Raw genomic sequence first — 21,730 nt, forward strand, 5'->3', positions numbered from 1 at the left:
CGACGGGGTTTCTTTGTGGGTCCTACCGGGATCGAACCGATGACATCCACGGTGTAAACGTGGCGCTCTACCAGCTGAGCTAAAGACCCAAAGTTCAGTTTCAGTGCCTTAGCGCTTCAACCAACGAACAATGACTCTACATGATCATTCGGGGGAAACACCAATCGAGTCCCTGGCTACAGGGTCAGGCAAATTCCTCGCGAGATAATCCAGGGCGCCACTGACTCCCACTTCAAGTTTGAGGGCGGCAAATTCGTCACCTCGCGTGGGTCCCCTGTTGATGATGACCACCGGCTTGCTGGCCTTCGCCGCATGGCGCACGAACCTCAACCCACTCATCACCGTGAGCGAGGAGCCGGCAACCAAGAGCGCTTCGCCTGCGTCCACCATGGCATACGCCCGTTCGACGCGGGTTTTGGGAACATTTTCGCCAAAGTAGACGAAGTCAGGCTTCAGCGTGCCGCCGCAGACAGGACAAACTGCCACCACGAATGACTGTATAAGTTCGGGATCTTCCACGGTGGCATCAGCGTCTGGTGCCATTTCCACCACACCGGCCTCAAGCGCGGCTGCTACGAACCCCGGATTCAGCTCCTCAAGGATGGCGGCGAGCAGCTTTCTGGAAAATATGTGTCCGTGCTCGAGGCAAATCACCTGATCGAAACGCCCATGCAGATCCACTACATTGGTGCTCCCGGCGTCCTCGTGGAGCCTGTCGACGTTTTGGGTGATGAGGCCTGTCAGCAGACCTCGCCGTTCCATGAGGGCGACGGCGAGGTGACCGGCATTTGGATCAGCGTGCCGCAGGTGGGACCAGCCGATATGGTTCCGGGCCCAATACCGCCGTCGATTGGCAGCACTGCCGATGAATTCCTGATATGTCATGGGGCTCCGTGGCGCCGAACCAGGTCCCCGGTAGTCCGGAATACCCGAATCGGTGCTGAGCCCGGCCCCAGTGAGAATAGCCAGCCGCTTGCCGCCAAGGATGTCCAGGGCTTCCTTCAAGGCCGCCTCTTCCCCGGCCTCCAAGGTGGCAGCGATGGCCGGCTCCATGCTGGCGAAGCCGGTCATACCAACACCGGGCCGCGCTTGGTTCACCCCTGCTGCACTCTCAATTCAGAGAGCGCCTGACGGTAGCCTGCGAGGTCCCTCGCCTGTCCCCGCGGATTGACCACCACGTACCGGATCAATCCTTCGGCATCAATGATGAACGTTCCCCTAAGAGCCATCCCGCTCCGGGCATCAAAGACGCCGTAAGCCTGTGCCACAGCTCCATGTGGCCAGAAATCAGCCAAAAGATCGAACTCGTAGCGTTCCTGCTCCGCGTACGCGCGCAAGGCAAATTTGCTGTCTACGGAGATCGCAAGGACCGTGGCGTTCGAGTCTTCGAAGGCGCCGATATTGTCGCGAATCTCACACAGTTCTCCCGTGCAGATGCCGGAGAAAGCGAACGGATAGAACACCACCACAACGTTGCGACCCCTGAAATCCGATAAACGGACCGGCTCGCCATATTGATTCAGCAGCTCAAAGTCAGGCGCTACCTCCCCGATCCCGGGAACGAGCACGGGGGCCGGGGCTTGCTGGACTTCCGTCACTTGTTCTTCTTCGGCACCAAGCGGGTGGCGCTCCAGTCCTTGGATACCCCGGCAGAAGTGGTCAGGTGCAGCCCGGACGTAGGCGCCGCGTCCTGGATGTCCGCCGGAGAGACGTAGTTGTCGCGGCCGGATTTGGGTGTCAGAACCCACACCACGCCGCCCTCTTTCAAGGTGGTGAGCGAATCCATCAGAGCATCGACCAGGTCACCATCGCCGTCCCGCCACCAGCAAATAACAGCGTCTACGACGTCATGATCATCTTCATCCAACAGCTCAGAGCCCGTGACATCTTCAATGTCGTCACGCAAGTCGAAATCGACGTCGTCGTCGTAGCCGCGTTCCTGAATCAGATCCCCGTCTTTGAAACCCAATCTTTCCGCCACATTTACCGATGTGGCGGCGTCGGCCTCGCTCACGTTTCCTCCTTTTGAAGTGACTTCCATTACTAACAGCCAACACCCTTTGGGCGTGTGCTTCAAGCCATTGTCCCTGCGATGACGCATATTCCGCACTACCTAGGGTGTTTCGAAGCTGTGACAATCACGTGGCATCCGTCACGGAGAGCACCAAGATGTGACATACAACGCCCCTGAAGCCCCGCGGCTACGCATCCCAGCGCTGTCAAAGCTAGAGTGGCCATGAGCGCTTTGGCTGCAGGGCGATCGCCCCGAGGAATTCTACTGGGCAGCCATGCGCTCACAAGACCTGCCCGGCGCATCCGACCGGGCTGTTGAAACCGAGATGTCGCACACGACGCGTTCATGACGGGCAGTTACCCTGCCAGACCTGAGGCGCCGATGCATGCGCCTAAAGGAAGGTTGGACGTGGCTGCAGGAGAAGAGACCTCACACATCCTCAGCGGGTTGACTGCCCAGCTGCCTGATCGTGATCCGGAAGAGACCGCGGAGTGGATTGAGTCCCTTGATGCGTTGATCGCGGAGCAGGGCACGGAGCGTGCCCAGTACATTATGCGGTCGTTGTTGCAGCGTGCCGGTGCCCGGTCGGTGGGTGTGCCGATGGTGACGACCACTGATTATGTGAACACGATCCCGGTGGACCAGGAAGCAGAGTTTCCCGGGAACGAGGAGTTCGAGCGCCGGTACCGTGCGTACATGCGCTGGAACGCCGCGGTCATGGTCCACCGTGCGCAGCGGGCCGATATCGGGGTGGGCGGGCACATTTCCACCTATGCCGGCGCGGCGACCCTGTACGAGGTCGGGTTCAACCATTTCTTCCGCGGCAAGGACCACCCCTCGGGCGGGGACCAGGTGTTCTTCCAGGGCCACGCGTCCCCGGGCATGTACGCCCGCGCGTTCATGGAAGGACGCCTCTCGGAGGAGGACATGGACGGGTTCCGTCAGGAAAAGTCCAAACAAGGCCATGCCCTGTCCTCCTACCCGCACCCAAGGTTGATGCCGGACTTCTGGGAATTCCCGACCGTGTCGATGGGCATCGGGCCGATGAACGCGATCTACCAGGCCCAGTCCAACCGGTACCTGCACAACCGCGGCCTCAAGGACACCTCCGACCAGCAGGTCTGGGCGTTCCTCGGTGACGGGGAAATGGACGAGCCCGAGTCCCGCGGGTTGCTGCAGCTGGCAGCGAACGAGAACCTGGACAACCTGAACTTCGTGATCAACTGCAACCTCCAGCGCCTGGACGGGCCCGTGCGGGGCAACGGCAAAATCATGCAGGAGCTCGAGGCGTTCTTCCGCGGCGCGGGCTGGAACGTGATCAAGGTCGTCTGGGGCCGGGAATGGGACACCCTGCTGGAAAACGACACCGACGGGGCGTTGGTGAAAATCATGAACGAAACCCCCGATGGTGACTACCAGACCTACAAGGCCGAATCCGGCGGGTTCGTCAGGGACCACTTCTTCGGCAAGTCCCCGCAGACCAAGGACATGGTCGCGGACCTGACCGATGAGCAGATCTGGGGCCTCAAACGCGGCGGGCACGATTACCGCAAGGTCTACGCCGCGTACAAGGCAGCGGTGGAGTTCAAGGGCAAACCCACCGTGATCCTGGCCAAAACCGTCAAGGGCTACGGACTGGGCCCGCACTTCGAGGGCCGCAACGCCACCCACCAGATGAAAAAGCTGACCATGGAAGACCTCAAGGCCTTCCGTGACCACCTGCGCATCCCCATCAGCGATGACCAGCTCGACGCGGACCTCTACCGGCCCCCGTACTACCACCCCGGCATGGACGCCCCCGAAATCAAATACCTGATGGAACGCCGGGCCGAGCTCGGCGGGTTCGTGCCCGAACGCCGCCGCACCCACACCCCCGTGACCCTGCCCGAAGCCAAATCCTACGAGGTCGCCAAACGCGGCTCCGGCAAACAACAAGCCGCGACCACCATGGCCTTCGTCCGGTTGCTCAAAGACCTGATGCGGGATAAGAACTTCGGGGCCCGGTTCGTGCCCGTCGTCCCGGACGAATCCCGGACCTTCGGCATGGACGCGTTCTTCCCGACCGCGAAAATCTACAACCCCAAAGGCCAGAACTACCTCTCCGTGGACCGGGACCTCGTCCTGGCCTACAAGGAATCCCCCGCCGGGCAACTGATCCACCCCGGCATCAACGAAGCCGGCGCCGTCGCAGCGTTCACCGCCGCCGGAACCGCGTACGCCACCCACGGCCAACCCCTGGTCCCGATCTACGTGTTCTACTCCATGTTCGGCTTCCAACGCACCGGAGATTCCTTCTGGGCCGCAGCGGACCAAATGACCCGCGGCTTCATCATCGGCGCCACCGCAGGACGAACCACCCTCACCGGCGAAGGACTCCAACACGCCGACGGGCACTCCCCCATCCTGGCCTCCACCAACCCCGCCGTGAAAACCTACGACCCCGCCTACGGCTACGAAATCGGCCACATCATCCGCCACGGCCTCGAAGAAATGTACGGACCCGACACCGAGGCCACCGGCACCGGCACCGGTGAAGACCGTAACGTGATGTACTACCTCACCGTCTACAACGAACCCATCACCCAACCCGCCGAACCCGAGAACCTCGACGTCAACGGGCTCCTCAAAGGCATCTACCGCCTCGCGCCCGCCCCCGAAGGAGACGGGAACAGGCCCACCGCGAACATCCTCGCCTCCGGCGTGTCCGTGCCCTGGGCCCTGGACGCCGCCCGGATCCTCGCCGAGGACTGGGGAGTCGCCGCCGAAGTCTGGTCCGTGACGTCCTGGAACGAACTGCGACGCGACGGCCTCGCCGCCGAAGAACACGCCTTCCTCAACCCCGGCCAACCCGCCCGCACCCCGTTCATCACCGAACAACTCGCCGGCACCACCGGACCCGTCATCGCCGTGTCCGACTACATGAAAGCCGTCCCCGACCAAATCCGCCAATTCATCCCCAACGACTTCGCCTCCCTCGGAGCAGACGGCTTCGGCTTCTCCGACACCCGCCAAGCCGCCCGCCGCTACTTCAAAAACGACACCCACTCCATCGTCGCCAAAACCCTCCAACTCCTCGCCGCCAAGGGAGAAGTCGAAGAAGGTGCGCTGGAAAAGGCCATCGATAAGTACCGGCTACTGGATGTGAACGCGGGCACCACCGGCGGAGCAGGCGGCGACGCTTAGTAAACGAGCAGTTGGGCTGTAGCCCGGGACTGCACAAACTCAAGCAGTAACCGCGACGGCGGCTTCCATCGGAAGGTGGGGGCCGCCGTCGGGCGTTTAATCAAGCCTTTTCACCGCGCAACATGACGTGACCAGCGACAACATAAGTTGTAGCCTTCGCACAAATGGAGCTTGCCTGAGATGCACCGTATGCTCGTTCCATGGCAGAGCCCAGCAAAATCACTACAAAGCGCAAAGCAGCAACCCAGGCATTGTCGCCGGAAAAGGCGGAGACCCTGCGGCAGCTCCGTGCCAATGTGGGGCAATTGTCCACCAGCACCATGCGGCAGCTTGAGAAATCGCTGCCTTGGTACAGCCGGCTGAGCTCTGATGAACGCTCCGCTTTGGGGCTCGTGGCGCAAAATGGCATTGCCGCTTTTGTGACCTGGTATGAACGTCCCAGTTCGCCGTCGTGGATCCTGACCGACGTCTTTGGCAATGCACCCACTGAATTGACGCGCTCCATCAGCCTGCAGAAGGCCTTGCAGTTGATCAGGATTGTGGTGGAGGTCGTCGAAGACCAGGTTCCTGTGATCGCCCCTGAATCGGACCAGCCTTCGCTGCGCGAGGCGGTGCTTCGTTACTCCCGGGAAGTGGCTTTCGCGGCCGCGGATGTCTACGCACGCGCTGCGGAATCACGGGGATCTTGGGACACGCGGCTTGAGGCGTTGATCGTGGATGCAATCCTGCGGGGCGAAAACACGGACGCCCTTCGATCAAGAATCGCGGCCCTGGGTTGGAAAGCGCAGGAACGTTTCACCGTCATGGTGGGCAACTCGCCATCGGAGCCCAGCGCCAGTTACGTTAGCGATTTACGGCGGACTGCCGGCCGTTTCGCGGAAGACGCGCTTGTGGGAATCCAAGGTGACCGCCTCATTCTTATCCTCGGCGGCGTCCAGGACCGGGATACGGCGTACCTCAAGCTCAGTGAACTTTTCGCGCCGGGTGCCGTCGTCTATGGCCCGGAGGCCGGCTCGTTGCTGGAGGCCAGCACTTCGGCCCAGGCCGCCTTCGCTGGCCTTACCGCCGCCCGCGCCTGGCCCTCGGCGCCGCGGCCTGTTGCAGCGGACGATTTGCTCCCGGAACGCGTTGTTTCCGGGGATGATGCGGCCCGGCGGTCACTCATCAAGAATATTTACCGTCCGTTGCTGGCGGCCTCAAACGGCTTGGTGGAAACTTTGGGAACCTACCTTGAGTTGGGACATTCATTGGAGGCAACAGCGCGTGAATTGTTCGTCCATGCCAACACTGTGCGCTACCGTTTGAAGCGTGTCTGCGATGTGACAGGCTGGGATCCGCTCCTCCCAAGGGAAGCTTTCGTACTTCAAACTGCCCTGGTGGTGGGCCGGCTTTCGGCCCAGCCCAAAGCCGCCCCCGAGCGTCACGCATCGCGTTCACAGAACTGAACCGTTGTAGACTTCCTACAAACTGACCCAGTGAGCTTGGTGTACGAAAACACCAGTGGATCACGTGGCAATTTGGAAAGCTGGATACGTGCTTGCAATCGTCTGCCCTGGACAGGGCTCCCAGACCCCTGGATTTTTGGCCCCTTGGCTGGAACTCCCCTCCGTCGAAGGCCAATTGGCCACCCTGAGCGAGATCGCAGGCATCGACCTCAAGGCCCACGGAACCACCTCTGATGAAGAAACCATCAAAGACACCGCAGTGGCCCAACCGCTGATCGTGGCCGCGGGCCTGGTGGCAGCCAAGTCTCTGTTCGACGTCGAACTCAACACACTTCCGGTTGTCCTTGCAGGGCACTCCGTCGGTGAAATCACGGCTTCTGCCCTTGCCGGCGTCCTCACTGAGCAGGAAGCCATGACTTTCGTCCGCGAGCGGGCCAACAGTATGGCGGCCGCAGCGGCGGTAACCCCGACAGGCATGAGTGCAGTGGTCGGTGGGGACCCCGCTGAGGTCCTTGCCGCCATCGAGGCATCGGGCGCCACTCCCGCCAACGTGAACGGAGCCGGCCAGACTGTCGCCGCAGGAACGTTCGAGCAGCTCAAGGCCTTGGCGGACAACCCGCCGGCCAAGGCACGCGTCATCCCCCTGAAGGTTGCCGGCGCCTTCCACACCTCGCACATGGCTCCCGCCGTCAGCGCACTGGAAGCCCTGAAGCCCTCCTTGTCCCCGCAGGACCCGACTGTCCCCCTGCTGTCCAACTACGACGGCAAGGAAGTTACGGCAGGTTCTGCCGCCGTCGACAGCATGATTGCGCAGGTCTCCAGGCCCGTCCGGTGGGACCAGTGCATGGAGAATCTCTCGGCCCGCGGAGTAACCGGTGTGATCGAACTGGCTCCGGCCGGCACGCTTGCTGGTTTGGCAAAGCGTGGAATGCCAGGGGTCAAGACAGTTGCCGTCAAAACCCCGGATGATTTGTCCGCGGCCCTGGCACTTTTCGCTGAATTGGAGGGACAAGCGTGAGCACCCCCGTACTGAACAAAGCGACGGTGAACGAGAACGCCCGCATCCTGGGCATCGGCGCCTACCGTCCGGATGTCATCGTCACCAACGACGACGTCTGCCAGTGGATCGATTCCTCGGATGAATGGATCCGGCAGCGCACCGGCATCATCACCCGCCACCGGGCAGCCGCTGACGTCAGTGTCATCGACATGGCCGAAGGCGCCGCCCGCGAAGCCATCCAGCAGGCCGGGATCGAACCGTCCCAGCTGGGTGCAATCATCGTGTCCACCGTGACCCACCCCTACGCAACGCCCTCGGCAGCCGCTGCCCTTACGGAGCGATTGGGCGCGACGCCGGCACCCGCCTACGACATTTCCGCCGCCTGTGCGGGTTACTGCTACGGCGTGGCCCAGGCAGACGCGCTGGTGCGCTCCGGTTCTGCCGAATATGTCCTGGTGGTCGGCGCCGAGAAACTCTCTGACGTCATCGACAACCACGAACGCACCATCTCGTTCCTGCTCGGCGACGGCGCCGGCGCAGTAGTGGTTGGACCTTCCGACACCCCCGGCATCGGACCTTCAGTGTGGGGCTCGGACGGTAGCAAGTGGGATGCAATTGGAATGACCCACTCTTTGGAAGACGTCAAGAAGCTGGGCGAATCGGCTCGTCACTCCGACGAAACAGATGACCTCGCAATCATCTCTGCAACACAGGATGTCTGGCCTACGCTGCGCCAGGACGGCCAGACTGTTTTCCGTTGGGCCGTCTGGGAAATGGCAAAGGTAGCGCAGCAAGCTCTCGACGCCGCCGGCATAGAAGCCAGCGACCTCGCCGCTTTTGTTCCCCACCAGGCGAACATGCGCATCATCGATGAGATGGTTAAGAAGCTGAAGCTTCCCGAGACCGTCCTCATTGGCCGCGACATCGCCCAAGCCGGCAATACATCAGCTGCTTCCATCCCCCTGGCCACGCACCGCCTTCTTCAGGAGAACCCTGAACTGAGCGGTGGGCTGGCATTGCAGATCGGTTTCGGCGCCGGATTGGTCTTTGGCGCCCAGGTTGTCGTTCTGCCATAGACCTGGACTGGCCCTGTGGCCTCCAGCCAACTGAATATGACTTACAAACCCAAACCGTAACCGCGGTTTGCCCCCTTTCCGGCATAGCCGGCACAACAAGAAAAGGAGCCAACAATGGCTAGCAACGAAGAAATCCTGGCCGGCCTGGCTGAAATCGTCAACGAAGAAACGGGCCTGGCTACCGAAGCCGTCGAGCTGGACAAGTCCTTCACCGAGGACCTGGACATCGACTCCATCTCCATGATGACCATCGTCGTGAACGCCGAAGAGAAGTTCGGCGTACGTATCCCGGACGAAGAGGTCAAGAACCTTAAGACCGTCGGCGACGCCGTCAGCTTCATCGCAAACGCCCAGGCCTAAGCCTGGTACCAGCCGTGCCGGGCCAGGGTCTTTGATCCTGTGCCCGGCACAGCCGCAGTAACGCCCAAAGTTTTTCCTGCCGCCCCTGCAAAAACTGCAGATGGGACGGCTGATCCGACAGAGAGTGATCGCATGGCACGCAAAGTAGTCATAACCGGTCTGGGGGCCACCACTCCCATCGGCGGCGACGTCCCCACAATGTGGCAGAACGCGCTGAAAGGGGTCTCAGGTGCACGCACACTCGAAGACGAGTGGGTGGCCAAGTACGACCTCCCCGTCCACTTTGCTGCCCGGTGCTCGACGCCGGCCCTGGAAGTCCTGAGCCGGGTGGAAGCCAAGCGTATGGACCCGTCCACGCAGTTTGGTGTCATCGCTGCCCGTGAAGCATGGGCTGATTCAGGTATCCAGGACATCGACCACGACCGCCTGGCGGTGGCATTTGCCACGGGCATCGGCGGCGTATGGACGCTCCTTGATGCCTGGGACACGCTCAGGGACAAGGGTCCGCGCCGGGTCCTGCCCATGACCGTTCCCATGCTCATGCCCAACGGCGTAGCCGCTGCTGTCAGCCTTGACCTGGGCGCCCGAGCCGGAGCCCATACTCCAGTCTCCGCCTGCGCATCCGGTACTGAGGCCCTGCACCTTGGCTTGGACCTGATCCGTTCCGGCAAGGCCGACGTCGTCATGTGCGGTGGCGCCGAAGCCGCCATTCACCCGATGCCCTTGGCCGCCTTCTCGTCCATGCAGGCGCTCTCCCGCCGCAATGACGATCCTGAGCGCGCTTCCCGCCCGTATGACATCGATCGCGACGGCTTTGTCATGGGTGAGGGTGCCGGTGCGCTGGTACTCGAAGCAGAAGAGCACGCAATCGCCCGCGGTGCCCGCATCTACGCTGAGCTTGCCGGTACATCGGTAACGGCCGACGCCTACCACATCACAGCCCCCGATCCCGAAGGTCTCGGCGCCACCCGCGCGCTGAAGGCCGCGATGTTTGACGGCAGGATCCAAGCGGAGGACGTAGTCCACGTCAACGCCCACGCCACCTCCACTCCAGTAGGTGACAGGCCGGAGTACACGGCCCTCCGCGCCGCACTGGGGGCTCACGTCGACAACGTGGCGGTATCTGCCACCAAGTCCCAGATGGGCCATCTTCTGGGCGCCTCCGGGGCTGTAGAGGCGGTCCTCACTGTCCTGGCTGTCTATGAGCGCAAGGCACCTGTCACCATCAACCTCGAGAACCAGGATCCTGAGATCCCCCTCGACGTCGTGACGTCCGCGCGTGACCTGCCTGCGGGCGACATCGTGGCGCTGAGCAACTCTTTCGGCTTTGGCGGACACAATGCTGTCATCGCGGTCCGCAACGTCTAAGACCTGCGTTCGCCGAATGCGGTGAGGTGAACAGAAGAGAAGGGCCCACCATTCCTTTAGGTGGGCCCTTCTCTGTTGCTATGGGAATGTTTTGGCGGTCAGGAGTTGCTGCTACCCGACTTGGTGCAGCCACCGGACCGGAGCGCCCTCAGCAGCGTGGCGGAAGGGCTCCAGTTCCTCATCCCAGGCTTCGCCCAGGGCCAATGACAGCTCATGGTAAACGGCGGACGGGTCTCCGGCTCCTGACTCATAGGCATAGCGGATGCGGTCTTCACTGACCATGATGTTGCCGTGCACATCCGTGACAGCATGAAAGATTCCCAGTTCCGGGGTATGCGACCAGCGTGCGCCATCCACGCCTTGGCTCGGTTCTTCAGTAACCTCGTACCGCAGATGTGCCCAACCCCGAAGAGCAGACGCCAACTGGGCGCCAGTGCCTGGCGTACCTGTCCAGGACAGTTCGGCACGGAACATTCCGGGCGCGGCTGGCTGAGGGGTCCACTCAAGATCGGTCCGCTTGTCCACGACCGATCCGATGGCCCACTCAACGTGCGGGCACAATGCCGTAGGGGCCGAGTGCACGAAAAGGACACCGCGGGTTGTTGCAACAGACATTCCATCCTCCATAGCTGTAGGTACGTCTTCCCCAACGACCTCTGCGACGGATGTTTACTGTTGCTGCCCGGCCCTGTCATTCTTACGGACCCTGCAGGCTATTCAATTAGCTAAGACTCTTTGATTGTGACACGAAACGAACCCTCAACCCTAAATTGAAGGTTCGGCCGTGGTGCTTTCATTTTGCCGTACCCTTCCCGTTTCCGCCAGTGCAACTCTTTGGGCGTCATTTTCAGGCCCGGGGGTGGGCCTGCTGATAGCTCTTCCGAAGCCTGTCCACAGAAACGTGGGTGTAGATCTGGGTAGTGGCGAGGCTACTGTGCCCAAGAATTTCCTGCACTGCCCGAAGATCAGCCCCACCATCCAGCAAATGCGTTGCAGCGCTATGTCTCAAGGCGTGGGGCCCCGTTGCAGCGGTATCGCCAAGCGCCCCCAGGAGGGCGGCTACAACGGCACGGACCTGGCGTGGGTCAACGCGGTTTCCCCTTACGCCCAGGAACAGAGCCGGGCCGCTCGTGGCAGTTACCAGCGCCGGGCGTCCCCGGCGGAGCCAATCGTCGATTGCAAGGGCAGCTGGAACTCCGAAAGGAACGGTACGCTCCTTGTTTCCCTTGCCGATGACACGAAGGGTCCTTCTATCCGGATCCATATCATCGATGTCCAGCCCGGCAAGCTCCCCCACGCGCACACCGGTTGCGTACAGCAGCTCCACCATTGCACGATCCCGAAGGGCCAGGGGACCTCCGTCTGTCGCAGCAGCGTCAAGGCTATCCACGACCCTGAGAATTTGCTGCTGCTGGAGGACTCCAGGCAACGATTTCCCGCGTTTAGGAGCTTGCAAACGAAGGGCTGGATCCGTGGCGATGAGTTCCTCCCTCAGAGCCCACTTGGTAAACGACCTGGCCGTGGCGGCACGGCGGGCAAGAGTTGACCGGGCCATCCCGGCTTCACTTTGCGCACCCAGCCATCGGCGGAGCGAACCCAACTCCAATTGATCGAGATCGCGTATTCCCTCCTGGACCGCGAATCCGAGGAGGCTGTACACGTCCGCCAGATATGCGCGGACAGTATGTGCCGACCTCGCGCGTTCACCGTGGAGGTAGCGTTCGAAACCCTCCACTGCGCTCTTTAGCGATGCTGGCAATGATTCTGCGTCCACCCTTCCAACTTTGCCAGCAACATGGACCCTCGCTGCGTATCAACATGCTTCGCTGCTCGTCCGCCTAGGCATTCTTGGTGCGCTTCCAGGCCCCCCGTTCGGAGGATGCGAGACCCAGCAGTCCCAATCGACCCAAGCCCGCACGCACAGAGTCCGGGCTGAGGCCTGCAACCACCGTGAGTTTCTCCACGGAACTTGCCGATCGAAGCGGCAAGGCGTCCAGGAGAATCAGGTCTTCCAAGGACAAGCCATCATGCGGTGCGGCCGGCGAGTCCTTCTCCGAGACCATCACCTCGCCATTCCGGCCGGCCAGTTCAGCAATTTCTCCGACGTCCGTCACACAGATCGCCACGCCATCCCGGAGCAGCCTATGGCAACCTGCCGAGTTCGCGCTGTGAATGGATCCGGGGACAGCTGCCACTACCCGCCCTATGCTCTCAGCGTGGTGGGCTGTGTTCAATGCGCCTGACCGCCAACGTGCCTCCACGACCACCGTGACAGCCGCGAGCGCAGCAATGAGGCGGTTTCGCTGCAGGAATCGGTACCTTGTAGGGGCGGATCCGGGTGGAACCTCCGAAATCACGGCTCCTTGGTTGGCCACGGCACGAAGAAGATCCTCGTTCCCGGAGGGATAGAAGCGGTCCACTCCCCCAGCCATGATGGCAATGGTCGGTACGTTTGCCACCCCACCACGGAGGGCCCCACGGTGGGCGTGGGCGTCAATGCCGTAGGCTCCCCCGGAAACAACGCAGTATCCACGTTGGGCCAAGCCGTAGGCAAGATCCCCAGTCACGGACGCTCCATAGCTCGTGCTGTCCCTGGACCCCACCAACGCGATGGTCTGCCGCGTTGAGGGAAGGGGCTGCTCGTGTCCGCGCCACCACAGGCATAAAGGCTCCTGGAGGCCGAGGTCGGACAACTGCTCGGGCCAAAGCTCGTCGCCGGGAACAATCAGGCGGCCTCCGAGCCGCCTCATCGTCTCCAGGTCACGGTCCGGCGCGAGGTCCGGAACACGTGGAGCCCATCGTCGCTTGCTGGCCGTGAGCCCCGGCCAGGAAGCCGGGCCTCCGCTTTCGGTCAGTAAAGCGGAGATCTCTTGTTCAAGGCGCGGACCTGCAGCGAGTTCGCCTGTCACGATACCCAGCGCATCAACGGGTCCAACAGCATGAACCAAGGCGAGCCCCACGGAATCCTGTGGTTCCATCAGACGGGCCAATGCTGCCCGTGCAAGCCTTTCCTTTTCCAGCTTCCCCAACACGGTTCCCCTTGCGCCTTCGGTTGTCATTCCGTCCTTCGTCACGTTGTCCTTCATGCCATCGCCGTTGCTTGCCGGAGGCCGAGCGCTTGTCCGATGTGGTCTGCAGTAGGAGTCTTGCTATGGTCCAGGTCTGCCAGTGTCCACGCCAACCGAAGGACACGGTCATAGCCTCGGGCTGTGAGGATGCCCCGCTCCAGTGCCGTGTCCAGGATGCGGGTGGCGCCCGGTGGCAGCCTCAGTTCCCCGCGCAGGGTGCGTCCCGGCACTTGGGAATTGGTTTCAATGCCAAAAGCCCCCAAGCGATCGGCCTGTCTCTGCCTCGCAGCCAGTACCCGTCCCGCAACAGCTTCCGTTCCCTCTTCCGTGCCTGCCTGCCCAAAATCGGCGAGGGACACGCGTTCGACTTGGAGTTGTATGTCGACGCGATCCAGGAGGGGACCCGATATGCGGCCGAAGTACCGCCTGCGCATTATTGCAGTGCAGGTACAGTCCATCCCCTTGCCCGAGGCTTTGCCGCATGGGCAAGGATTGGCTGCCAGGACCAGTTGAAACCGCGCGGGGTACGCCGCTGTCCCTGCCGAGCGGTGAATCACCAGTTCGCCGCTCTCCAAGGGCTGCCGAAGGGCATCCAGGACGCGTCGTTCATACTCGGGAGCCTCATCAAGGAAGAGGACTCCGCGATGTGCCCGCGAGGCAGCTCCGGGGCGCGGAAGTCCAGAGCCTCCGCCGATGATCGCAGCTGCGGTGGCACTGTGGTGGGGATTCTCGAACGGCGGCCTCCGCAGCAACGTGCCGGTTGACGAGCGGACCGCTGCCAGGGAGTGAATGGCAGTAACCTCCATTGCTGCCTTGTCCGCAAGATCCGGCAAGAGTCCTGGCAAACGCTCCGCGAGCATCGTCTTACCGGCACCCGGTGGACCGGTCAGGAGCATATGGTGGCTGCCTGCAGCTGCGACTTCCAGCGCGCGCCGAGCCTCTGATTGCCCCGAAACGTCGGAAAGATAAGGCACGATGCCCACTGCGTCATCATTTTCATCTCCGGGATCACCCGCGGGCGGGTCGTAGTCCAGGGCGAGTTCTTTGGGGTCGGCACCGAAGTCGTAGGCAAGCCGGGCGAGAGTCCGGTATCCCCTGACATGAGCACCCGGTACCAACGTTGCCTCGGCGACGTTTGCCTCGGCGACGACGATCTCCGGGTACCCCGCCTGAACGGCAGCCATCACGGCTGGGAGGATGCCCCTCACCGGACGGAGCCGGCCGTCCAAACCCAGCTCAGCAATGAAGACTGTTCCATCGATCGAACGAATATCCTCCGCAGCACGGAGAACAGCCATGGTGATGGCAAGGTCAAAGCCCGAACCACGTTTGGGCAAGGATGCTGGAATGAGATTGGCTGTGATCTTCCTCCGGCTCAGAGGAATTCCCGAGTTTTGTGCGGCGGACCGAATTCGTTCTTTGGCTTCATTAAGGGCGGCATCGGGTAGCCCCAGAATCACGAATGCGGGGAGGGTTTGGCCGATATCGGCTTCTACCTCGACGATGTAGCCATTGAGTCCAACCAGGGCAATGCAGTAGCTGCGCCCAACCCCCATCAGCCAACACCCCTCAGGTGTTCCAGTTGGGGATCCCCAATGCCGTCGTGGATGACCGAGACCACATCAATGCGTCTTCGTGGAGCATTCACTTCATGTTCCCGGCACCACGATGAAGCGAGCCGATGCAGGCGTCCCAGCTTGGCCGGACCTACTGCCTCAAAGGGATGTCCATAGTCCAGGCTGCTGCGGGTCTTTACCTCCGCCACCACCAGGGTGTCACCCTCAAGTGCCACGATGTCGATTTCACCATCGGCGCACCGCCAATTGCGATCGACAATACGCATGCCCTGGTCTTCCAGGAATCCTGCCGCCAACGCCTCGCCGTTACGGCCAAGAATGTCTTTTGCTCTCATGAGCATCACCTCCGCTATCCAGCTTTGACGCTGGCAGCGGCTCGTGACAGACGGCCCTGATGCTATGTGGGTAAACCCGTTACATCAGCCTTGTGGAGGAAGAGTACCCGCGGCTGCAGGTGCTAGTTACCGAGGTCTCCCAGATCCCCGAGGCCACCATCTTTGGGCAACGCAAGATCTTCATTTCGTGGAAGTTCCTCGACGTTGACGTCCTTGAAGGTAATGACCCGGACATTTTTCACGAAGCGGGCTGAACGATAAACATCCCAAACCCAGGCATCCTGCAGGGTCAGATCAAAATAGACTTCGCCGTCTGCGCTGCGGGCTTGTAAATCAACATGGTTGGCCAGGTAGAAACGCCGCTCAGTTTCGACAACGTAGCTGAACAAACCGACAACGTCCCGGTATTCACGGTAGAGCTGAAGCTCCATGTCGGTTTCATAGTTCTCAAGGTCCTCGGCGCTCATAGTTCCATCTTGCACCATCTGCCGCGCACCGGACGCCATCCGCAGGACAGACGCTGCCAAGCAGGCTGTTAGACCACGTCCGGCCCAGTTAGGTTCCAGCTCGTCCGGTGATAGGCACTGGGTCCCTGCAGCCTGATCACGTCGCGATGCGCTGCTGTGGCGTAACCCTTGTTTTCGTTCCAGCCGTAGGCCGGTACTTCAGCGTGGAGATCAACCATGATTCGATCGCGGGCTACTTTTGCCAAAACACTGGCGGCGGCCACGCTGAGACAGCTCATATCCGCTTTTACCTTTGTGTGCACCGGCGCTTCACACCAGGGCCCCGTGTTCGCGGTATCGAACAACGAAGCTTGAACTTCCGGAGAAAGCCAGTTGTGGCTGCCGTCCAACAACACGACGTCAGGCGTGATGCCACCGGCCAGAATCTCAAACCAGGCCCGTGTTCCCGCCAGGCGCAGGGCGGCTATGATGCCGACGTCATCGATTTCCCGGGCGGAGGCATGTCCAACTGCGGATGCTACGGCCCAGTCACGGACCAAAGGCTCCAACCTGTCACGGTCCTCGGGCTTGAGCAACTTGCTGTCCCGCACATCCGCCAGCAGGGCATGATCCGCGAGGTTGACCACGGCGATTCCCACACTGACGGGGCCAGCCAGCGCGCCCCTGCCGACCTCGTCCACGCCGGCCAGCAAACGCACCCCGGAAGACAGGAAGGAACGCTCGACGTCCAGGGTCGGAACTTCGGTTGGTGTCTTGGTTTTCAGCCGGGTGCTTGCCATGGCCGTTACTTTCCTGACGTGCCCGCAGGAACGTTCTTGAAGACATCCGGGTAATTGTCCAGCACCGTCCACCGGTTGACGGGCCAGGCTATGACCGTGGCTTTGCCTTCAACGTCCTCGATATTAATGAAACCACCATTGACTTCCTGGTGCGCGCGGGAATCGGCCGAGTGATTGCGATTGTCTCCCATGACCCAGACCTTGCCCTCTGGAACGATGATGTCGAACGGGTTGGGCTGTGGCACTTCCGTGGGGTTGATGTACGTTTCGTCCACCGGGGTGCCATTGATGCTGACTCGACCCTGCGCGTCACAACAGGAAACGTGATCACCCGGAAGCCCAATCACGCGCTTGACCAGGTGCTGCTCGTTGTCGTCAGCGGCCAACCCAACGAATTCCAAAGTGTCGCCTACCCAATCAAGGGGGCCTGCCGGTTTTTTCAGAACCGCCGGAAGCCAACCTTGCGAATCCTTGAAGACCACTACGTCGCCCCGTTCCAAGGCGAAGGGCTCCGGCACCAGCAGATTGATGAAGATGCGGTCATTGACGTCCAAGGTGCTTTCCATGGATTCAGAAGGAATGTAGAACGCCCGGAAAAGGAACGTCTTGATAAGGAAGGAGAGCACTACGGCAATGGCCACGACTGTGACGATTTCCTTCAGCCATCCCAGGGCAGGGTTCCTGCGGGGCTTCTCGGCCTCGTCGGTTTTGTTGCCGGCATCGGCGGCAGCGTCGGCGACCGGGCTGGGCTCAGCCACTCCAGCGACGCCACCCGTTCCGTCCGAGAGCCGCGCGTCGTCGTCGTGTCGCTCGGGATTCTCGGGAACTTTGTCCGGCATTTATTGTCCGTTCTTCGATGGTTCGGCCTGCACGGAGCGAGGCACCTCTGCAAATCTATCAAGGGGCCAGATGATCTGGACTGGTCTGCCGATCACCCGGTCAAACGGGACCATTCCCCCGCCGGGTGCTCCCAGCAATCCGCGGGAATCAGCAGAGCGGGATCGGTGGTCGCCCATCAGCCAGAGCCGGTCCTCGGGGACCACGACGTCGAACTTCTGTTTGCTGGGTTCGTCCCCGGGGTACACATAGGGTTCCTCAAGTACCTGACCGTTCACTGTGAGGCGCCCCTCGGAGGAACAGCACTGAACGTGGTCACCCGGAACCCCAATGACACGCTTCACGTATGTTGTATCGCTCCCAGTGAGCCCGAACCATTGGCCCGCCGCTGCAATCGCGTCGACAAGAGGACCCTTACCGCTGCTGAGCGGGGCGAATGATCCACGCCCATCAAAGACAACCACGTCTCCACGCTGGATGGGCTCTGAGGTGAATGCCGTCCGCGAAACCAGGATCCTGTCCCCAGTGCCAAGCAACGGCTCCATGGACTCGGAGGGAATGTAGTAGACGTCGATCCACAAGGAGCGGACCAGGCCGCTGATGGCTACGGCAAGGACCAATGCCAGCAAAACAAAACGCCAGCCCTGTTTCCGGGGCTGGCGTTCTGATGTGTCCATGACTCGTATCCCTGTTGCGTTGCGGATTGCTCCGGAACGAACCGGGCACGAATCCTGGACCCGTTACGTAAGTCGCTGGACTTACTTGGCGAAGTCGCGCTTTTCCTTGATCTTCGCTGCCTTACCGCGCAGTGCGCGCATGTAGTAAAGCTTGGCGCGGCGGACGTCACCCTTGGTGACGACCTCGATCTTGTCGATGATCGGGGAGTGTACCGGGAAGGTACGCTCTACGCCGACACCGAAGGAAACCTTGCGTACGGTGAAGGTTTCGCGAACGCCGTCACCCTGGCGGCCCAGGACGAAGCCCTGGAATACCTGGACACGGGAGTTCTTGCCTTCGATGATGTTGACGTGAACCTTGAGGGTGTCACCCGCGCGGAACTCGGGAACATCGTTACGCAGCGAGGCTGCATCTACGCTATCGAGGATATGCATTAATCCACTCCTGGTGAACGCCACAGGTCATCCACTTTGGGTTACGGCAGACAAGCCCGCGGCACAAAGCCAACCGGAAATCTCCGCCGAAGTTTCTTGGTGTCCGGTTCCACCACTGATTGGCGGCACCGGGTTGTCCGGCTGTTGGCTTCGCTCCCCCTGTGGCAGGTGCTGGCCCAGCAGACACAAGGGTTAATTCTGCCACATGCCGCAGCATCCGACCAACTATGCGGACTCGCAACGCCCGACGGCGGCCAGCGGGGTACTACAGTCGCGTCGGTGACGTGTTGCTTTCCGTGCGGCGGCGCAGGCGACCATCCACGACGTCGTAACCCAGGTCCGCGAGTGCGTTGCGGTCCGCGCGACTCAACTGACCGGCGTCGAAGTGCTCAAGCAGATCCGGACGGCGTTCAGCAGTGCGGCGGAACTGTTCATGACGCCGCCACTGGGCAATCTTCCCGTGATTACCGCTAAGCAGGATAGGGGGCACCTCATGGTCCCGCCAGGAGGATGGCTTGGTATACACCGGATACTCCAGGAGGCCGTCCGAGTGTGACTCTTCAATGAGGGATTCCGGGTTGCCCACCACGCCTGGAAGCAAACGGCCGATTGCTTCAACCATGGCCAGGACAGCAACTTCGCCGCCATTGAGAACGTAGTCGCCAAGGCTTACAGGCCTCACTGTGAAGTGCTCTTGCGCCCAGTCGATGACGCGCTCATCGATTCCCTCGTACCGACCGCAGGCAAAGACCAGCTGTTCCTCTTCGGCGAGCTCGTAGGCAAGGGCCTGGGTAAACCTCTCCCCTGCCGGCGACGGCACTATCAGGACAGGTTTGGTGCCTTCACCAGGCCCGGAAACCGATTCGAGCGCCTGCGCCCACGGCTCTGGCTTCATGACCATGCCGGCACCGCCCCCATAAGGAGTGTCATCCACGGTCCGGTGCTTGTCAGTAGTGAACGTCCGGAGGTCGTGGACGTTAAGTTCCAGGAGCCCATCCTGGCGGGCCTTGCCTATCAGCGAAAGTTCAAGCGGGGCAAGGTACTCAGGGAAGATGCTGACGACATCGATCCTCATTCAGGCATCATCCCCGGCGCCGTCCTTGGACTCCCCTGCCGTGTCATCGTTGATTTCGAAGAGACCTGCAGGCGGAGTGATGAGAATGAACCCGTCCTCAATGTTGACCTCAGGCACGATTTCATCGACGAAAGGAACCAGAATTTCCTTCCCTTCATCCGTCTTGACCGTCAACAAGTCCTGAACCGGCAGTGTGGTCAGCGCGGCCACCTTGCCCACAATCTGTGAGCCAACCCGCGCCTCCAGCCCAACGAGTTCGTGCTCATACCAGCCCTCGTCGTCGTCTTCGTCATCGAGTTCTTCGGTTTCGATGAAAAGCTTCGCACCACGGATTGCCTCGGCGGCGTTGCGATCCGCAATCTCTTCAAAGCCCAGCAGCAGGATGTCTTTGTTCCATCTCGCGCTGCGGATAGTCAGCGGGCCAGCAGAGGCCGGCTCCACGACGAACTCGGTTCCGGCGACAAAGCGCTCGGAGGGGGCGTCGGTGAGCACTTGCACCGTCACCTCGCCGCGTATGCCATGGGGTTTGCCGATCCGGGCCACCTGGAGCTGCATGGGTTCCTCTGAATTCTCGTTGTGCCCGCGCTGCCAGGCAGCAACGGAAGTGAAATGATCGATAAAGCAATCCGGCCCCTCCACCATATTCGGTGAAGGGGCCGGATCTAAGACAAGTATTGCTGAGCGCGCTTACCGGCGACGATCGGTGTCGACGACGTCGACCCTGACCTGCTCGCCACCTGCCAAGGCTGCAACCACAGTGCGCAATGCACGTGCGGTGCGTCCCTGGCGGCCGATCACCCGTCCGAGGTCCTCCTGGTGAACACGCACCTCAAGGGATTCCCCGCGGCGGTTGTTCCTGGCACTGACCTTGACATCCTCAGGGCTGTCAACGATCCCACGGACCAAGTGCTCGAGCGCTTCTGCCAGCAATTTACTCAGCCTCGGTGGTCTCTGCTTCAGCCTCGGCCGGAGCTTCGGCTTCGTCCTTCTTGGCCTTCTTGGTGATGGCTTCCGGAATGATGACGGAACCCTTCTCCGGGGCTACGAAGGCTTCCTTCGGAGCTTTGGTCTTCAGGGTGCCTTCCTGGCCCGGCAGGCCCTTGAACTTCTGCCAGTCACCGGTGATCTTGAGGATCGCGGCAACCTGCTCGGTCGGCTGGGCGCCAACGGAAAGCCAGTACTGGGCGCGCTCGGAAGCGACCTCGATGTACGACGGCTCTTCGGTGGGGTGGTACTTGCCGATTTCTTCAATGGCACGGCCATCGCGCTTGGCGCGGGCATCCATGACGACAATGCGGTAGTACGGTGCGCGCATCTTACCGAAGCGCTTAAGGCGAATCTTTACGGCCACTTTTGTGGTCACTCCTGTTTCTGAAACGGGGTTGAACCCGACGTTCTGCACCCGTGGGGCGGGCCATACTAAGGGGTTCCAAAGGACAAGATTTGGGCACGGAGAGAGGGGCCGCGCCAATCAAGTACCTGACCATTGTGCCAGATGCCGGAAGTAATTACGACTTTCGCCACTCCCGGACCCAACGGTCAGACAGACCAGACGTAGAGCCCTGACCGCTCCGCCTGTTCCACGTCAGTGGCCAAGGAGGCCAACTGCTGCACGTACTGACGCGATTGGTCCGCACCAAAAGGCATCTCGTCCTGCTCAGCCCATGCCGCAGCGACGTCGTCAAGAACGTTCCCGTCGCCTTCGCTTTCATACGTCAGCAGCTCGGCAAGCGCCCTCACCATCGCTTCCGGAACGCCAAGGAGGGCGTCGCTGGTGACGTCCACCAGCGCCAGCTCGTAGTCTGCACCGGCAGCGTGGACGGCTTTGCCCGCAAGGTCCCCCAGTTGCTCGACCTCAAAGTCGGTGATGCCATCGATCCTGACGGCGGGTCCGGTGACGTCAGCGCCCCGATCCAAGGCAGCTGCCCTCTTGAGTGCTTCATCGTGGGTGGCTACAAAAATTTCGGCAAAGCCCATGGAGAGTGCTCTCATTCGTTCGTGCTGACGGGGCGGCGGCAACGGCCCAGGGGCGAA

General features: G+C 61.4%; 24 protein-coding genes and 1 tRNA gene. 6 read left to right on the forward strand and 19 right to left on the reverse strand.

The genetic code is table 11. From position 1 onward, the window contains the following. Window positions 1-16: 16 nt before the first annotated feature. From VUN82_15960 to VUN82_15975, 4 genes are all read right to left on the reverse strand, one after another. A tRNA-Val gene (locus tag VUN82_15960) sits at window positions 17-89 on the reverse strand. 55 nt (window positions 90-144) lie between these two features. Further along, window positions 145-1,098 carry an NAD-dependent protein deacetylase gene (locus tag VUN82_15965; protein XAS70592.1) on the reverse strand — a complete coding sequence of 318 codons (954 nt, stop codon included), beginning with the start codon at window positions 1,096-1,098 and terminating at the stop codon, window positions 145-147. After that, complete coding sequence (locus VUN82_15970; protein ID XAS70593.1) at window positions 1,095-1,598, reverse strand: peroxiredoxin; 504 nt, start codon at window positions 1,596-1,598, stop codon at window positions 1,095-1,097. The genes VUN82_15965 and VUN82_15970 overlap by 4 nt, the downstream gene beginning before the upstream one ends. Beyond that, a complete protein-coding gene (locus VUN82_15975; protein XAS70594.1) occupies window positions 1,595-2,014 on the reverse strand; it encodes a DUF3052 domain-containing protein in 420 nt (139 codons plus the stop codon). The genes VUN82_15970 and VUN82_15975 overlap by 4 nt, the downstream gene beginning before the upstream one ends. A 381-nt stretch (window positions 2,015-2,395) precedes the next feature. On the opposite strand from VUN82_15975, the gene aceE reads away from it, so the two are divergent. The 6 genes from aceE to VUN82_16005 all read left to right on the forward strand — a co-directional run bounded on the left by aceE (window position 2,396) and on the right by VUN82_16005 (window position 10,446). After that, complete coding sequence (gene aceE, locus VUN82_15980; protein XAS70595.1) at window positions 2,396-5,197, forward strand: pyruvate dehydrogenase (acetyl-transferring), homodimeric type; 2,802 nt, start codon at window positions 2,396-2,398, stop codon at window positions 5,195-5,197. A 200-nt stretch (window positions 5,198-5,397) separates the two neighbouring features. Continuing rightward, window positions 5,398-6,642: a helix-turn-helix domain-containing protein gene (locus tag VUN82_15985; GenBank protein XAS70596.1), complete on the forward strand. Its 1,245-nt coding sequence runs from the start codon at window positions 5,398-5,400 to the stop codon at window positions 6,640-6,642. Window positions 6,643-6,730: 88 nt separating this feature from the next. Then, the gene (locus tag VUN82_15990; GenBank protein XAS74710.1) at window positions 6,731-7,660 is read left to right on the forward strand and encodes an ACP S-malonyltransferase; all 930 of its coding nucleotides are present in this window, start codon (window positions 6,731-6,733) and stop codon (window positions 7,658-7,660) included. Further along, entirely contained in the window at window positions 7,657-8,718 is a 1,062-nt protein-coding gene (locus VUN82_15995) for a beta-ketoacyl-ACP synthase III (GenBank protein ID XAS70597.1), read from the forward strand. The genes VUN82_15990 and VUN82_15995 overlap by 4 nt, the downstream gene beginning before the upstream one ends. Before the next feature lie 114 nt (window positions 8,719-8,832). Next, entirely contained in the window at window positions 8,833-9,078 is a 246-nt protein-coding gene (locus tag VUN82_16000; protein XAS70598.1) for an acyl carrier protein, read from the forward strand. A 132-nt stretch (window positions 9,079-9,210) separates the two neighbouring features. Beyond that, window positions 9,211-10,446 (forward strand): beta-ketoacyl-[acyl-carrier-protein] synthase II, encoded by a 1,236-nt coding sequence (locus VUN82_16005; GenBank protein ID XAS70599.1) that lies wholly within the window; start codon window positions 9,211-9,213, stop codon window positions 10,444-10,446. Between the two features lie 111 nt (window positions 10,447-10,557). Here VUN82_16005 and VUN82_16010 read toward each other — a convergent pair whose 3' ends face one another. The 15 genes from VUN82_16010 to VUN82_16080 all read right to left on the reverse strand — a co-directional run bounded on the left by VUN82_16010 (window position 10,558) and on the right by VUN82_16080 (window position 21,688). Beyond that, window positions 10,558-11,061: a DUF3145 domain-containing protein gene (locus VUN82_16010; protein XAS70600.1), complete on the reverse strand. Its 504-nt coding sequence runs from the start codon at window positions 11,059-11,061 to the stop codon at window positions 10,558-10,560. Window positions 11,062-11,293: 232 nt separating this feature from the next. Continuing rightward, a complete protein-coding gene (locus VUN82_16015) occupies window positions 11,294-12,220 on the reverse strand; it encodes a tyrosine recombinase XerC (GenBank protein ID XAS70601.1) in 927 nt (308 codons plus the stop codon). A gap of 64 nt (window positions 12,221-12,284) precedes the next feature. Further along, entirely contained in the window at window positions 12,285-13,505 is a 1,221-nt protein-coding gene (gene dprA / locus VUN82_16020; GenBank protein ID XAS74711.1) for a DNA-processing protein DprA, read from the reverse strand. Window positions 13,506-13,528: 23 nt separating this feature from the next. Beyond that, window positions 13,529-15,070, reverse strand: a complete 1,542-nt coding sequence (locus VUN82_16025; GenBank protein ID XAS70602.1) for a YifB family Mg chelatase-like AAA ATPase — start codon at window positions 15,068-15,070, stop codon at window positions 13,529-13,531. Continuing rightward, on the reverse strand, window positions 15,070-15,435 hold the full coding sequence (locus VUN82_16030) for a YraN family protein (GenBank protein XAS70603.1): 366 nt from the start codon (window positions 15,433-15,435) through the stop codon (window positions 15,070-15,072). Before VUN82_16030 ends, VUN82_16025 begins: the two co-directional genes overlap by 1 nt. A 113-nt stretch (window positions 15,436-15,548) precedes the next feature. After that, window positions 15,549-15,893 (reverse strand): DUF2469 domain-containing protein, encoded by a 345-nt coding sequence (locus VUN82_16035; GenBank protein ID XAS70604.1) that lies wholly within the window; start codon window positions 15,891-15,893, stop codon window positions 15,549-15,551. Between the two features lie 68 nt (window positions 15,894-15,961). Next, the gene (locus VUN82_16040; GenBank protein XAS70605.1) at window positions 15,962-16,672 is read right to left on the reverse strand and encodes a ribonuclease HII; all 711 of its coding nucleotides are present in this window, start codon (window positions 16,670-16,672) and stop codon (window positions 15,962-15,964) included. Window positions 16,673-16,677: 5 nt separating this feature from the next. Then, complete coding sequence (gene lepB / locus VUN82_16045; GenBank protein ID XAS70606.1) at window positions 16,678-17,511, reverse strand: signal peptidase I; 834 nt, start codon at window positions 17,509-17,511, stop codon at window positions 16,678-16,680. After that, on the reverse strand, window positions 17,512-18,186 hold the full coding sequence (gene lepB, locus VUN82_16050; protein XAS70607.1) for a signal peptidase I: 675 nt from the start codon (window positions 18,184-18,186) through the stop codon (window positions 17,512-17,514). Between the two features lie 81 nt (window positions 18,187-18,267). Further along, complete coding sequence (rplS, locus tag VUN82_16055) at window positions 18,268-18,621, reverse strand: 50S ribosomal protein L19 (GenBank protein ID XAS70608.1); 354 nt, start codon at window positions 18,619-18,621, stop codon at window positions 18,268-18,270. A gap of 265 nt (window positions 18,622-18,886) precedes the next feature. Continuing rightward, window positions 18,887-19,696 (reverse strand): tRNA (guanosine(37)-N1)-methyltransferase TrmD, encoded by an 810-nt coding sequence (gene trmD, locus VUN82_16060; protein XAS70609.1) that lies wholly within the window; start codon window positions 19,694-19,696, stop codon window positions 18,887-18,889. Beyond that, window positions 19,697-20,251, reverse strand: a complete 555-nt coding sequence (gene rimM / locus VUN82_16065; GenBank protein XAS70610.1) for a ribosome maturation factor RimM — start codon at window positions 20,249-20,251, stop codon at window positions 19,697-19,699. Window positions 20,252-20,383: 132 nt separating this feature from the next. Continuing rightward, window positions 20,384-20,626 carry an RNA-binding protein gene (locus tag VUN82_16070; protein ID XAS70611.1) on the reverse strand — a complete coding sequence of 81 codons (243 nt, stop codon included), beginning with the start codon at window positions 20,624-20,626 and terminating at the stop codon, window positions 20,384-20,386. Window position 20,627: 1 nt separating this feature from the next. Further along, a complete protein-coding gene (gene rpsP / locus VUN82_16075; GenBank protein ID XAS70612.1) occupies window positions 20,628-21,047 on the reverse strand; it encodes a 30S ribosomal protein S16 in 420 nt (139 codons plus the stop codon). 188 nt (window positions 21,048-21,235) lie between these two features. Beyond that, complete coding sequence (locus VUN82_16080; protein XAS70613.1) at window positions 21,236-21,688, reverse strand: hypothetical protein; 453 nt, start codon at window positions 21,686-21,688, stop codon at window positions 21,236-21,238. Window positions 21,689-21,730: the final 42 nt, after the last annotated feature.

Source organism: Micrococcaceae bacterium Sec5.1 (assembly GCA_039636795.1).
Lineage (GTDB): Bacteria > Actinomycetota > Actinomycetes > Actinomycetales > Micrococcaceae > Arthrobacter.